11 protein-coding genes and 1 tRNA gene are annotated in these 13,965 nt (G+C 34.6%); 10 read left to right on the plus strand and 2 right to left on the minus strand.

The window, feature by feature from the left end:
• Positions 1–63: 63 nt before the first annotated feature.
• From DFQ03_RS18060 to DFQ03_RS18085, 6 genes are all read left to right on the plus strand, one after another.
• A complete protein-coding gene (locus DFQ03_RS18060) occupies positions 64–1,506 on the plus strand; it encodes a hypothetical protein (RefSeq protein WP_133674636.1) in 1,443 nt (480 codons plus the stop codon).
• A 10-nt stretch (positions 1,507–1,516) separates the two neighbouring features.
• Positions 1,517–2,425: a polysaccharide lyase family 7 protein gene (locus DFQ03_RS18065; protein ID WP_133674637.1), complete on the plus strand. Its 909-nt coding sequence runs from the start codon at positions 1,517–1,519 to the stop codon at positions 2,423–2,425.
• Between the two features lie 10 nt (positions 2,426–2,435).
• On the plus strand, positions 2,436–3,416 hold the full coding sequence (locus DFQ03_RS18070) for a polysaccharide lyase family 7 protein (RefSeq protein WP_243834540.1): 981 nt from the start codon (positions 2,436–2,438) through the stop codon (positions 3,414–3,416).
• A 222-nt stretch (positions 3,417–3,638) separates the two neighbouring features.
• Positions 3,639–4,340, plus strand: coding sequence for a FadR/GntR family transcriptional regulator (locus DFQ03_RS18075; protein ID WP_133674639.1), 702 nt, complete (start codon positions 3,639–3,641; stop codon positions 4,338–4,340).
• Positions 4,341–4,469: 129 nt separating this feature from the next.
• Entirely contained in the window at positions 4,470–5,741 is a 1,272-nt protein-coding gene (locus DFQ03_RS18080) for an Nramp family divalent metal transporter (protein WP_133674640.1), read from the plus strand.
• Between the two features lie 78 nt (positions 5,742–5,819).
• A tRNA-Val gene (locus tag DFQ03_RS18085) sits at positions 5,820–5,894 on the plus strand.
• A gap of 11 nt (positions 5,895–5,905) precedes the next feature.
• On the opposite strand, the gene DFQ03_RS18090 is transcribed toward DFQ03_RS18085, so the two are convergent.
• Both DFQ03_RS18090 and gldJ read right to left on the minus strand, forming a co-directional pair.
• Positions 5,906–7,183, minus strand: a complete 1,278-nt coding sequence (locus tag DFQ03_RS18090; protein ID WP_133674641.1) for a UDP-N-acetylmuramoyl-tripeptide--D-alanyl-D-alanine ligase — start codon at positions 7,181–7,183, stop codon at positions 5,906–5,908.
• Between the two features lie 64 nt (positions 7,184–7,247).
• Positions 7,248–8,915, minus strand: coding sequence for a gliding motility lipoprotein GldJ (gene gldJ, locus DFQ03_RS18095; RefSeq protein WP_133674642.1), 1,668 nt, complete (start codon positions 8,913–8,915; stop codon positions 7,248–7,250).
• A gap of 441 nt (positions 8,916–9,356) precedes the next feature.
• Here gldJ and porV point away from each other — a divergent pair, with 441 nt between their 5' ends.
• The 4 genes from porV (at position 9,357) to DFQ03_RS18115 (ending at position 13,948) form a co-directional block, all read left to right on the plus strand.
• On the plus strand, positions 9,357–10,505 hold the full coding sequence (gene porV, locus DFQ03_RS18100; RefSeq protein ID WP_133674643.1) for a type IX secretion system outer membrane channel protein PorV: 1,149 nt from the start codon (positions 9,357–9,359) through the stop codon (positions 10,503–10,505).
• 124 nt (positions 10,506–10,629) lie between these two features.
• Positions 10,630–11,115 carry a cytidine deaminase gene (gene cdd / locus DFQ03_RS18105; protein WP_133674755.1) on the plus strand — a complete coding sequence of 162 codons (486 nt, stop codon included), beginning with the start codon at positions 10,630–10,632 and terminating at the stop codon, positions 11,113–11,115.
• A gap of 189 nt (positions 11,116–11,304) precedes the next feature.
• Positions 11,305–12,303, plus strand: coding sequence for a pyruvate dehydrogenase (acetyl-transferring) E1 component subunit alpha (pdhA, locus tag DFQ03_RS18110; RefSeq protein WP_133674644.1), 999 nt, complete (start codon positions 11,305–11,307; stop codon positions 12,301–12,303).
• 4 nt (positions 12,304–12,307) lie between these two features.
• Positions 12,308–13,948 carry a pyruvate dehydrogenase complex dihydrolipoamide acetyltransferase gene (locus DFQ03_RS18115; RefSeq protein WP_133674645.1) on the plus strand — a complete coding sequence of 547 codons (1,641 nt, stop codon included), beginning with the start codon at positions 12,308–12,310 and terminating at the stop codon, positions 13,946–13,948.
• The last annotated feature ends 17 nt before the right edge of the window (positions 13,949–13,965 follow it).

Raw genomic sequence — 13,965 nt, forward strand, 5'->3', positions numbered from 1 at the left:
CTAAAGGTGTTATTACCATGCTCTTTAAGGCAGAAACTAACAAAAAATATAAAAACATAAATTATGAGTTTAATAAAAAAAGGAATAAGTGCCCTGTTGATTACGGGTCTTATCATGTCATGTGATGATGATGACTATACTCCAATTGAACCAGTCGCTTCTTCTGGTGGTTCTATAGAAAGTTTATTTTCAAGTTTCGAAGTATCATCAAGTGGAGATGGTACTATTGTTACCGTAACACCATTAACAGTAGGCGTAGATTCATATGTTATTGATTTCGGTGACGGGTCTACTCCTCTAACTGCACTGCAAGGAGAATCTGCTACGTATGATTATTCTAACGTTGAAGCATCTGCAGACTATACCATAACTGTTACCACAAAGGCAGTTGGTCAGACAGATTTAACAAAATCGGAAGATATTACAGTAGAGCATACAGTACCATCTATTGACAACGCTCCGTCTTCACCAGATTTTAAAAGATATAATTTGTTGAATATATTTACCGATGCAGGTTCTGTGGGTTCGGCAGGTACTGGTGGTAAAGCAGTTGTATTGGAATCAGGAAACAACTTAATTGAGTTTTCTAGATTGCATAGTAATATCGGAGAATTTGCCTTGAGCGGTGAAGTTGTTGCGGCAGATGCTTTCTATAGTGGTGTAGGTTCTAATGATATTCATTTTGATGTGTATTCTGAGTTTGCAACTGGTATTGATAAATTGAAAATAACTTTGGTAGATAGTACAAACTCTACAAGTCATGTTATGGATGATATAGAATTAATCGATGGTGAATGGACTAGCCTTGATTTTGATTTGGCTACTGATTTTTCATCGCCTGTTTCTCAATTCGAAACAATACTTTTTGAACTAGGTTCTAGCGGTACTGCAAATGATCATGCAACAATTACTGTTGATAATATATATATGACAAGAATGACTGGATCAACCATTTTGAATGGTGATTTTGAAAATGGGCAAGATTTCTGGAAATGGTCAACATTTACAGATGGAGAAACAAACCCATTTGGTTCAAGTTCTGATGGTTCTAATCAAGATTATGATGGTGTAGACACCGGTAGTAAGACAAGAGGAGCAAAATGGTCTTCAAGTCAATCTGGAGGAGACTTAAGAACTTCTAGTTCTAGATATGCGTACCAAGAACTTAATTTAGTACCTGGTGCTGATTATGTGTTAGAGTATCAATATGCAATTAAAGATGATAGTGGTACAGATCCCATAGGGGGAAGAAAAATAGTTGGTCTTATTTTAGATGGTCAATATGAAGATGGCGCAGATGCTGTTGACAACATTGGAGATAATTTAGGGTTTAATGAAGGCTATGTAGCAGAAGGTAAATTCTCAGATACAACAGACGGTGCTGGTACATTAGTACAAATTCCTTTTACTGCAAATGATAGTGGTGAGGTAGCTATAATGTTCTATGCTGTAACTCCTAAAGATGCGTATATAGATAATGTGAAGGTTCGTTCACTGAATCCATAATATATAATTCATGCAAAACAGCCGAAAAGGAATATTGGTATTTATAGTATTACTATTTCTGTCTGTAAACGCTACTTCTCAACATCAGAAAAGTGGCGTTTCAGAATCGGATGTAAAACTTAAAAAATCCAAGAAGAAAAAGAGAGTTAAGCTGCCAGAAATTGATTTAAGTAACTGGAAAGTGACTATACCGGAGGGAAGTGGAAAAGGAGGGGCGATTAGTGTAGAGCCACCTGAAATTTCGAATTATGCTACAAATAAGATTTTAAAACCTTATATGTATAATGATTCTGCAAAAGGGGCGCTAACATTTTACGCTTATCCTACATCGGCTACTACGGCCAATACCAAATATTCTAGGTCAGAACTTAGAGAACAAATGGAGCCTGGTGATGATAATGTCAATTGGACATTTAAGCAAGGTGGTATTTTAAAAGCAAAACTTTCAGTTGATGAGGTTTCTCGAGATAAGAATGGGAAATATCATAAAGTAATCATTTTACAAATACATGGAAGGTTGACCAATGATCAACGAGATTTAATAGGTCAAAGAGACAATAATGCACCGCCGGTATTAAAAATATATTGGCAGGATGGTAAAATTAGAGTCAAAACAAAAAAACTAAAATTTGCCGATGTAAATGCTTTAGGCATTTTACATGAAGAAGCTTGGACAGATGATGAAGGATATAATTTTAAAGAAGAGGTAGGCTTTGGTAAGTTTCAAATTGAAGTAAAAGTGACAGATGGTAAAATGGTGATTTCCTTGAATAAAGCTGAATTTGCCGTTTATGATGATTTTAATATGAAACGCTGGGGAGTTTTTGAAAATTACTTTAAGGCAGGTAATTATTTTCAAAGTAGAGATGAGGGTTCATTTTCCAAAGTCAGTTTTTATGAACTAGAAGTGGAGCATTAATATTAATTACATGATTTTAAGTAATATTTTACGGTTTTATAAATTAACCAAAGCAAATTATTTTTTTGCAATAGTTTTGGCAATGAACATTTCGAGCTGCAGTAATAATGCTGAAGCGGTCGAAGAAGAGATAGCAAAAGAAGAAGTATTAGAAGAGGAAAATGAAGAAGTTTCTGAGACAGAAGAGGAAGCAGAAGTTGTTGTTGAGGAGGAAATGGTAGAGGGAGTTGATTTCTTTTTACCAAATATAGATTTGAGTAATTGGAAAGTAACATTGCCCATCGGTAGTCCTGATGAGGTTGAGCCGCCAGAAATTATAGATTATGCTTCAGATGAAAGGTTGATACCTTATATGTACAATGATTCTACAGATGGCTCTTTGGTGTTCTATACATCTCCAGGTTCTTCAACGGCTAATTCATCTTACTCAAGAACAGAATTAAGAGAACAAATAGTTCCTGGTAGTAACAGTAATAACTGGACATTTGCCGAAGGTGGCCGAATGAAGGGTAAATTATCTGTTCCAGAAATTACGACTGATTCAGGTGGTGAATTTCACAGAACCTTAATTATGCAAATACATGGCAGATTAACAAATGAACAACGAGACCTAATCGGGGAAGATGATAATAATGCCCCTCCAATGTTAAAAATATATTGGCAGAAAGGTAAAGTAAGGGTGCTGACTAAAAAGCTTGTAAATCTTAGTGCTACAGACGAAGAAATTTTACATACCGACGCTTGGGAAGATAATGAAAGCCATACTTTTTCAGAAGATATTGAAACAAGCATATTTACTTTAGAAATTATTGTTTCTGATGGAAGAATGGAGATTGTTTTAAATGAAACCGAATCTGTTGTATATGAAGATATCCATATAGAGAAATGGGGAGTTTTTGAAAACTATTTCAAAGCGGGTAATTATTTGCAAACATTAGATGCTGGTGCATCTGCTAAAGTTAAATATTACGAATTAGAAGTTACGCATTAGAGATATGCCCATAATATAGTTAGTATAAATAAGAAAGTTGTTTGAGTTAAATTTGTTGAAAAGAATTTGCCGGCCTTTTTAAAGGCTGGTAAATTTTATAAACAGTTGCTGTAGTGCAGAGCGTAAATATTGTTGAAAATAAAACTTCTTACTTTAGTAGATTAGAATTATAGTTTTATGCGAACGATTTTTTAAACGATTTTCCTTTAAAGCAAGATATATATGAAATTAGAAATCCTCACAAGGACAGAAAATCAGGAAATACAAAATGAGATTATAGTTCAGCTTAGAGATTTAATGAATAATAAAAATCTTGAACCTGGTGATAAATTACCATCAGAAAGAATGCTGTCAGATAAATTCGGAGTTAGTCGAAGCAATGTTCGAGAAGCAATTCAAAAATTAGAATTTTACGGAATTTTAGTTTCAAAGCCTCAAAGTGGAACTTTTGTAGCAGATATAGGTCAGATTGCCATGAACGGAATGGTAAATGATATTCTTCGCCTAGAAGAACCTGATTTTAAATCTTTGGTAGAAACTAGAATTCTTTTAGAGCTCAAAACCGTAAGGCTCGCTGCAAGAAGAAGATCTGATGAAGATTTAAAACAATTGAAAAGTGCCTTAGATGCTTATAGAGCTAAAGTTGAAAAGGGAGAAGATGCTGTACAAGAAGATTTACTCTTTCATTTGGCAATAGCTAAAGCATGCGGAAATAGTACAATGAATACCTTTATGTTGATTATTACCCCAGAAATTCTAACAAATTTTGAGAAGTACCATGTATGCGATAAGAATATGGCGTTTAAGGGTATAGAAGAACATCAAGATATTTTTGATGCTATTAAGGAGCAGAATCCGCAATTGGCAAAAGAAAAAATGAAAGTACACTTTAAGAATCTATACCAATTTTGTTATAATATTTAATTTAAGTTCAGTTTAGAGATTGCTTTTTAATTCAATTAAAAAAATCATGTTTCATAACTATTAAGTACTAATACTTTGCTTTCCAATCATTTTATATGATTTTAATAATAAACCCGAAGAATCAATAAAATGGAGAATTCTACTAAATTATCAATTTGGAAAAAAATATTGGCTTTAGTACTGGCATTTGGTCCTGGTATTTTTGCTATTGGCTATACTATAGGTACTGGTAGTGTAACGTCAATGATTGTGGCAGGTAGCACATATGGTATGCAGCTTTTATGGGTGCTACTTTTAAGTTGTGTTTTTTCAGGTTTGTTAATGTATGCATATGGTAATTTCGCTTTAGTAACGGGCGAAACTGCACTTTATGCTTTTAAGAAACATTTGAAATGGGGAAAGCTTATAGCTATTCTTATTATTCTTGGTATTTCTTTTGGCCAGTGGAATTCATTAATGGGTATTTTAGGGATTTCAGCCAATATCATTTATGAGATATTTCTAATTTACTTCCCAAATTTGGAGGCTTTCAAATATGAGTCCGTTTTAGTAATAGCAATAACTGTTATTGTTGTGTTCTATGGATTGTTAATGGTAGGTAAATATGCTTTTTTTGAAAAAATATTAGTCATTTTTGTAACCATAATGGGGCTTTCCTTTATAATTTCCTTATTTATAGTGTATCCGTTGCCTGTGGAAGTTGTAAAAGGTTTGATACCGACAATACCGAAAGTTGAAGGCGGTCAGATGATGGTTGCTGCTTTTGTAGGTACTACAATGGCTGCAGCAACTTTTCTATCGCGTCCACTTTTTGTAAAGGGAAAAGGTTGGACAATAAAGAATCGTTCACAGCAAAAGAAAGATGCAATTATTGCAGCTACATTGGTGTTTTTTATTAGTGCATCTGTAATGGCGGTAGCATGTGGAGCTCTTTTTCATCAAGGGCAACCGGTAACCAAAGTCTTGGATATGGTGAATACATTAGAGCCTGTTGCAGGTAAATTTGCCCTTACACTTTTCTTTTTTGGTACGTTAAGTGCGGGCTTATCATCAATTTTTCCTTGTTTATTGATAGCGCCTATTCTGTTAGCAGATTTTCAATCTGGGGAGTTGGATACTAACTCAAAACAATTTAGAATAATTACGGCAATAGCTTCTTTATTCGCGCTGATTGTTCCTGTATACGGAGCCAATCCTATTCAAATGCAAATACTATCTCAAGTATTTAATGTATTCGTTTTGCCTTTGGTCATATTAGGTATTATTCTTCTAATAAATAACAAGAATTTAATGACCAAGTACAAGGCAGGAATTTGGCTTAATTTAGGACTCTTTGCGGCACTTTTCTTTTCTTGTGTAATTTCTTATAATGGGGTCGTAGCCTTATTGGATTATTTCTAGATTAAAACAATTTTCTAGTATCCCTCTTAATTGAAATAGGATAAGTAGTATCTTTGTCGCCTTGTTTAAAGTTTTAAAGGGATATTAGCTCAGTTGGTTTAGAGCGCTGCCTTGACAGGGCAGAGGTCACCGGTTCGAATCCAGTATATCCCACAAATAAATTTTTAAATTAAATCTAGTACACGTTCTAGAGCCATACCTCTTGATCCCTTTATAAGTATAGATGATTTTGATGGTAAGCTATTTTCTTTTAAATAAGCTTTTAAATCATGAAAGCTCCTCAGCTTAATAAAATGGTTATTAGTTAGGTAAAAATTCTCTCCAACCAATATTACTTGTTCAAAATTTAAGCTCTTTGCTAAATCTGAAATACTTTGATGTTCTTCTTTTGCAGACTCTCCTAATTCGAACATGTCGCCTAGAATCAAAATTTTTCTGTCTTTTTCTAACGAATTAAAATTTTCTAATGCAACCTTCATACTAGATGGGTTGGCGTTATAAGCATCGAGTATAATATAGTGTCCGTTTGTATTTATTATTTGAGATCTATTGTTGTCTGGAGTGTATTCTTCAAGTGCCTCTTTTATCTCATGCATCTCAACATTAAAGTATTTCGCCATGATAATTGCCGCGCAGCAATTCGAAAAATTATAGGCTCCAATTAAATTGGTTTCTATATTGATGTCTTCTACAAGTAGGTTTACAAATGGTTGGGCATCTAACAATTGAATAGTATAGTATTTGGGATCTTCAGAACTAAAGCCAAATCTTTTGGTATATGTATTTAGCTTATTTTTTTGAATAGGATCATCGGCATTTAGGAAAATCGATTTGTTGTTCGAGGTTAGGTAATCATATAATTCACTTTTTCCTTTTATAACTCCTTCAACTCCTCCAAAGCCTTCTAGGTGTGCTTTTCCAAAATTGGTGATATAACCAAAATCTGGCTCTGCAATTTTACATAAAAACTCAATTTCCTTTAAGTGGTTCGCACCCATTTCAACGATTGCAATTTCAGTGTCAGGTTGAATGGTTAATAAGGTTAGGGGCACACCTATATGATTGTTGAGATTACCTTTGGTGGCAATGGTTTTATAGGCTTTACTGAGTACGGCATTAATTAATTCCTTGGTTGTTGTTTTGCCGTTGCTGCCAGTAAGGCTTATAACTTGTGCTTTACATTGTTTTCTATGAAAATTTGCTAATAGCTGTAATGATTTTAAAACATCATTTACGAGTATTGTTCTGTCATCAACATAAAATTCTTCTTCATCAATAACTACCATACTAGCTCCTTTTTCCAAAGCTTTTTGAGCATAGGTGTTACCATTAAAGTTATCTCCTTTTAATGCAAAGAAAATATCGTTTTCTTTGATTTTTCTAGTATCGGTACTGATGGAAGGGTTTGCTAAGAAAGCAGAATGTAGATCTTGAATATTCATAAAATCGAAGATAAAAAAAAAGCCCCTTAAGAAAGGAGCTTTTTTTAGTTCGTAAAGAGAAAAATTATTTAGCTTTTTTTCCTCTAACTGTTTTGTTTTTTGTTTTTGATTTAGAACCAACTCTAGACATTGCACATCTAAAGCCAATATAATCTGTAGACATATATTGTGGTAAGTATCTTCTTTGAGCTGGATCTAACCAATATGCTCTATCTCTCCAAGAACCACCTTTATATACTCTTACTTCATCATTGATTAATGTAGTTCTGTTGTTTGAAACATCATAACCTTTAACAAGATTTCCTAATGAATCTCTTTCAACAGAATGCTTAGGAGAATTATACATTTTCTTGTTTGGGTCTTCTTCTTCGCCGTCATTAAATCTATCGTAAAATCTTGAAGAACCAGAATCACCATCTCTATAACCCCTGTTATCACTAGAAGAGAAATTTGTTCTTAAATATGTTTCTTCTTCATCAACAGGTACCATTTTAATTTCACCTGGTAAATTTACAGCAACAACTTTTCCGTTTGGTAAGGTGTCATAAACAATTGAATCTCTTAAGATGTTAACTTTTCCATCTTCACCTATAGCGCTTTTCATGTATATGTTACCTCTATAATAGTTGAAATCACTTACTTCATCATCAACTATTGGTCTGTAAACATCAGCTGTCCACTCGGCAACGTTACCGGCCATATCGTAAAGACCTAAATCATTCGGCTTGTAAGACATTACTTGAGCAGTAATATCGGCACCATCATCAGACCAACCTGCGATTCCACCATAATCACCTTTACCTTGCTTAAAGTTGGCTAATTGATCACCTCTACCTACACGTTGTCCGTTACGAGTATAATCACCTTCCCAAGGGTATTTTTTTCTACCTCTGTAATTATTGTATTCTCTTTGTCCAACTTGAGCCTGAGCAGCATATTCCCATTCAGTTTCAGTAGGTAATCTATATTCTGGCATAATAATACCGCTACTTCTCTTTGCGAAAGTAGATGTACTATCTTTTTTCATTTTTCCTTGTAGCGAATCAATTTGTCCGTTATAAACAGATTCTGGTCTGTTTAGGTAAGCTTCAGTACTAAAAGTACCTTGAACTTCTCCCGTTGCCGCTTGGTATTTTGCATCTTCAGATAAGTAACCTTCTCTTTCTAACATTACTTCGTTCACACGATCAGTTCTCCATTCTGCAAATTGTGTAGCCTGAATCCAGTTTACACCTACCACAGGGTATTCTGCGTATGCTGGGTGTCTCAGATAATTATTTGTCATTGTTTCATTGAAGCCTAATCTATTTCTCCATACCAAAGTATCTGGTAATGCACCTACATAAATGTTAGTGTATTTAGGATTTTCTGGCGGATAAACACTTTTTAGGTAATCAAGGTATTCTAGGTACATTACATTGGTTACCTCAGTTTCATCCATGTAAAAAGATTGTACATGTTGTGCTGTTGGAGTGTTATTCCAATCATGCATCACATCATCTTGTACTTTACCTTTCGTAAATGTACCACCTTCAACAAATACTAATCCAGGAGCGGTTTCTTGCTCTTTGAAATCGGTATTATACTGAAAACCGCCTTCCTTGGCATTTATCTTCCAACCTGTAGCTCTAGACGTATTTTTTCCAGATGAGGATTTAGAACAGCTACTTACTGTAAAACCTCCTACTAATACCGTGCATGAGAGTACAACTTTTATTAAATGTTTTTTCATAATTAGGACTTGAGTTCAATTTTCACATACTATAGTAGTTTGGTTCCTATAGATATATGATTCTGTAATTGCTTTTAATTTGTTTGTCACTTTCGCTCAATAGAACGGTGTTTTTATGAGATTATTTTACAATTGAAAATAATTTTAAAAATCTCATGACGAACTGTCAATAAAATTAGGCTCGCTTTAATAGGTAAACGCTTAAAACAACTAATTAGTATGGTTTTGAATATTTCTTTTTTAAAGAATATATGGTAGATAAAAATTGTACTTAACTATGATGTAATATGACTAGTGATGTATTCAAAAAATAAAATCTGCTAAAAAACTTAATATTCATGCAAGATAACGGGAAAATGTGCGTTTACATGTAAAATATTAGAGTGTGAAATAGGGTATTCACTATATTTCACCTTTAAAAATTTAAAGAACTATTCTAAGATGAGAAAAATTTCAATAATTTTCTTTGTATTGATTGTCGGTAAGGTTTTGGCTCAAGACAACCAACGCGTGATTACTACGGCAGTACCATTTTTGACTATAGCCGCAGATGCAAGATCTGCTGGTATGGGTGATATGGGTGTTGCAACTTCAACAGATGCTTTTTCTCAACAATGGAATCCTGCTAAGTTCGCTTTTGCAGAACGTAAAATGGGTATAGGGGTTAGTTATACTCCTTATTTAGAAAGTATTATTACTGATATTTCGTTATTGAACGCTAGTTTTTATAATAAACTAGATGACCAAAGTGCTTTTGCGGTTAGTTTAAGATATTTTACATTAGGTGAGATAGAGCTAAGGCAATTTGCAAATGATCCAGGTACAATTGCGAAACCAAACGAATTGGCGTTAGATGGTTCGTATTCTTTAAAGCTAAGTCCAACCTTCTCAATGGCAGTAGGAGGAAGATATATAAGGTCTAATTTAAAATTACCACAGAACGGAACTGAAGATTCTCAAGCTGCAGGTTCATTTGCAGTAGACGTTGCTGGTTATTATAGGTCTAGAGAAATAGCTTATAATAATTTTGATGGTAGATGGAGAGCTGGTTTCAATCTTTCTAATATTGGAGGTAAAATTCAATACGATGAAGGTGGACAAGAAAACTTTTTACCAAGTAAATTGAGTTTTGGTGGTGGCTTTGATTTTATTTTGGATCAAGACAATGTTATAGGTATTACGACTGAATTTACCAAATTACTAGTGCCAACACCTCAAGATTATGATGGCGATGGTGATGTTGATGCTGCAGATAACGATATTTACCAAAATGAAAGTGGTTTTAGCGGTATATTTAATTCGTTCTCTGATGCACCAGATGGTTTTAGTGAAGAGTTAAAAGAGTTTACATGGGCATTAGGTGCAGAGTATACATACCAAGATGCCTTTATGATTAGAACGGGTTATTTCAATGAAAGTGAAGAAAAAGGGTCTAGAAAGTTTTTTACGCTTGGTGCAGGTTTTAAATTTAAAGCGGCGCAAGTTGATTTGTCTTATTTATTCTCAACCTCGCAAGTCAGAAATCCATTAGAAAACACACTTCGTTTTTCTCTTACCTTCAATTTAGGTGAAGAGTTTTATAATGATTAATCCTTATTGGGATTTAAATAGGAAACCTGCTTTTTGCAGGTTTTTTTTATGCGTTAATTTTTATTCTTCTTTATTATTGGCGTCAAGTATATATTTGTAGATTGAAATTTAAAATTTAAAAATGATCAACCAAAAAAAGATAAGCTTTGAAGTAACGATTTACGATTCGTTCATCGAACTTAAAAATGATGATCAAAAGCTATTGTCGGTAGCTGTAAAAGCCAGGCAAAGGGCTTACGCTCCTTATTCAAGTTTTAATGTTGGAGCTTCTGTTTTATTGGAAAATGGCGAGATAATAGAAGGTAATAATCAAGAAAATGCGTCATATCCATCTGGGTTATGTGCAGAACGGGTGGCTGTTTTTTATGCTGGTGCAAAATATCCAGGTGTGAAAATAAAAGCAATTGCCATAACGGCGGCATCTTTAAATCATGAAGTAAATGAGCCAGCGGCTCCCTGCGGTAATTGTAGACAGGCGATTTCTGAATATGAATTTAGACAGAAAGAACCAATAAGAATTCTATTAATGGGTGAAACAGGTAGTGTTATAGAATGTAATTCTTTGGCAGATTTATTACCACTTGGCTTTAATAGTAGCTTTTTGAATTAAGAAAATTTGTAAAAAGTATTGTAAATAAACACGTTATAGACTTTATTTGTTAAGCATATAATTTCTGAATGGATTTGCTTCTATTATTTTTATCGATTCATTTATATGTGTATTTTTGCTCTTCTGAGATACCTAGGTCATTCTGCCTCTGTTATCAATAAAGAATTTTAAACCTTTTAGTTAAAATTGATGAAAAAAATCACCAAGGAAACGTATTTAAAGTGGTATGCGGACATGCTATTTTGGAGAAAATTTGAGGATAAATTAGCTGCTGTATACATTCAGCAAAAGGTAAGAGGGTTTTTACACTTGTATAATGGGCAAGAAGCTGTTTTGGCTGGTGCACTTCATGCAATGGATCTAACCAAAGACCGTATGATAACCGCTTACAGAAATCACGTTCAGCCAATTGGTATGGGTGTAGATCCTAAAATGGTTATGGCTGAGCTTTATGGTAAAGTAACAGGTACTTCTAAAGGTATGGGTGGTTCTATGCATATCTTTTCTAAAGAACATCGTTTTCATGGCGGTCATGGTATCGTTGGAGGTCAAATTCCATTAGGAGCAGGTATGGCTTTTGGCGATAAGTATGCAGGTAGAGATAACGTTACTTTATGTTATATGGGTGATGGTGCCGTAAGACAAGGTTCTTTGCATGAAACCTTCAACTTGGCTATGTTATGGCAGTTACCTGTTGTCTTTATTTGTGAAAATAATGGCTATGCTATGGGAACTTCTGTGGCAAGAACATCTTTTTCTACAGAAATATGGAAGTTAGGTTTAGGTTACGAAATGCCATGTGGACCAGTTGATGGTATGAATCCTGTAACTGTTGCTCAAGAAATGAGTAAGGCGATAGAAAGAGCACGTAGTGGTGGCGGACCAACTTTTCTTGAAATGAAGACCTACAGATATAGAGGTCATTCAATGTCAGATGCTCAGCATTACAGAACTAAAGATGAAGTCGAAGAATACAAAAAGATAGATCCAATTACTCAGGTGTTGGATATTATCAAAGAAAATAATTACGCAACTGACGCTGAAATCAAAGATATTGACAAGAATGTCAAGGTTATGGTTAAGGAATGTGAAAAGTTCGCAGAAGAATCAGATTATCCACCTATAAACCAATTGTATGATATGGTTTACGAACAAGAGGATTTTCCATTTGTTGAACATAAATTTTAATTAGATGGCTATAGTAGTAAATATGCCCCGTTTAAGCGATACCATGGAAGAGGGTACCGTAGCTAAATGGTTGAAAAGCGTTGGAGATAAAATTGAAGAAGGAGATATATTAGCCGAAATCGAAACAGATAAGGCAACGATGGAATTCGAATCATTTAATGAGGGAACTCTATTGCATATTGGTATTCAGGAAGGTGATACTGCGCCCGTAGATAGTTTATTAGCTATTATCGGTGATGATGGTGAAGATGTTTCTGCATTAATAAGTGGTGGCAGTGCGACAGCTTCAACAGAAGAGTCTTCTGAAGAGGAAACTACTGATGATGCTTCAAAAGATGAAGAAGCGCAAGGTGGTGGTGAAATTCCGGAGGGAGTTGAAATTGTAAAAATGCCTCGTTTAAGTGATACCATGGAAGAAGGTACTGTGGCAACATGGCTAAAGAAGGTTGGTGATGATGTTGAGGAAGGTGATATATTGGCAGAGATCGAAACCGATAAAGCTACTATGGAATTTGAGTCTTTCTATAATGGTAAGTTATTATATATAGGTATACAAGAAGGTGAATCTTCTCCTGTAGATGCTGTCTTAGCAGTTATTGGTCCAGAAGGCACCGATGTAGATGCTGTTTTAAGTAGCGGATCTGGTAGTAGTAAAAAAAGTGGGGCAACAGAGGAGAAAAAAGAAGCGCCAAAGTCTTCAGATTCATCTGATAAGAAAGAGGTTTCTAAGCCAGTTGCTGATGGAGCAAGAATTTTTGCATCTCCTCTAGCTAAGAAAATAGCTGCAGATAAGGGTGTAGATTTAGCTAATGTTTCTGGTTCTGGTGATAATGGTAGAATTATTAAAAAGGATATAGAGAATTATACGCCAAGTACAACTGCTACGCCAGTTGCTGCTTCAAGTGTAAATGTAGAAAACGCAATTGCATCTCCTCCGGTTTCTATGGCATTGCCATCTGGTGAAGAAGGTACTGAAGAAGTTAAGAATTCTAATATGCGTAAGGCAATTGCCAAAGCATTAGGTAATTCTAAATTCAACGCACCACATTTCTATTTGACTATTGAAGTTGATATGGATAATGCTAAAGCGTCTCGTGCTCAAATCAATAGTTTGCCAGATACTAAAGTGTCATTTAATGATATGGTTTTAAAGGCTTGTGCAATGGCACTTAGAAAGCATCCCCAAGTAAATACTTCATGGAGTGCAGAAGCTACAAAATATCATAAGCATATTCATATGGGTGTTGCTGTTGCTGTAGATGAAGGTTTAGTGGTGCCAGTTGTAAAACATGCAGATTTATTAGGTTTAACACAAATAGGTAGTGCTGTTAAAGATTTAGCAGGTAAGGCACGTAATAAGAAAATTGCCCCATCAGAGATGGAAGGCAGTACGTTTACGGTATCTAATTTAGGAATGTTCGGTATACTAGAGTTTACTAGTATAATCAATCAGCCAAATTCTGCTATACTTTCAGTTGGTGCTATTGTTGAAAAGCCAGTTGTTAAAAACGGAGAAATAGTTGTAGGTAATACAATGAAGTTAACACTTGCTTGTGATCACAGAACAGTTGATGGTGCTGTAGGGGCTCAGTTCCTTCAAACATTAAGATATTTTGTAGAGAATCCTGTTACTATGTTAGCATAATAAATAGATTTTAAAAT

The sequence above is a fragment of the Maribacter caenipelagi genome, from assembly GCF_004364175.1.
In the GTDB taxonomy this organism is placed as follows: domain Bacteria; phylum Bacteroidota; class Bacteroidia; order Flavobacteriales; family Flavobacteriaceae; genus Maribacter; species Maribacter caenipelagi.

What these genes read in the sequence shown, in the direction of transcription:
- DFQ03_RS18115 (WP_133674645.1), top strand. Translation starts at nt 12,308, where the DNA reads ATGGCTATAGTAGTAAATATGCCCCGTTTAAGCGATACCATGGAAGAG.
- DFQ03_RS18060 (WP_133674636.1), top strand. Translation starts at nt 64, where the DNA reads ATGAGTTTAATAAAAAAAGGAATAAGTGCCCTGTTGATTACGGGTCTT.
- DFQ03_RS18075 (WP_133674639.1), top strand. Translation starts at nt 3,639, where the DNA reads ATGAAATTAGAAATCCTCACAAGGACAGAAAATCAGGAAATACAAAAT.
- DFQ03_RS18090 (WP_133674641.1), bottom strand. Translation starts at nt 7,183, where the DNA reads ATGAATATTCAAGATCTACATTCTGCTTTCTTAGCAAACCCTTCCATC.
- DFQ03_RS18070 (WP_243834540.1), top strand. Translation starts at nt 2,436, where the DNA reads ATGATTTTAAGTAATATTTTACGGTTTTATAAATTAACCAAAGCAAAT.
- pdhA (WP_133674644.1), top strand. Translation starts at nt 11,305, where the DNA reads ATGAAAAAAATCACCAAGGAAACGTATTTAAAGTGGTATGCGGACATG.
- gldJ (WP_133674642.1), bottom strand. Translation starts at nt 8,915, where the DNA reads ATGAAAAAACATTTAATAAAAGTTGTACTCTCATGCACGGTATTAGTA.
- porV (WP_133674643.1), top strand. Translation starts at nt 9,357, where the DNA reads ATGAGAAAAATTTCAATAATTTTCTTTGTATTGATTGTCGGTAAGGTT.
- DFQ03_RS18080 (WP_133674640.1), top strand. Translation starts at nt 4,470, where the DNA reads ATGGAGAATTCTACTAAATTATCAATTTGGAAAAAAATATTGGCTTTA.
- DFQ03_RS18065 (WP_133674637.1), top strand. Translation starts at nt 1,517, where the DNA reads ATGCAAAACAGCCGAAAAGGAATATTGGTATTTATAGTATTACTATTT.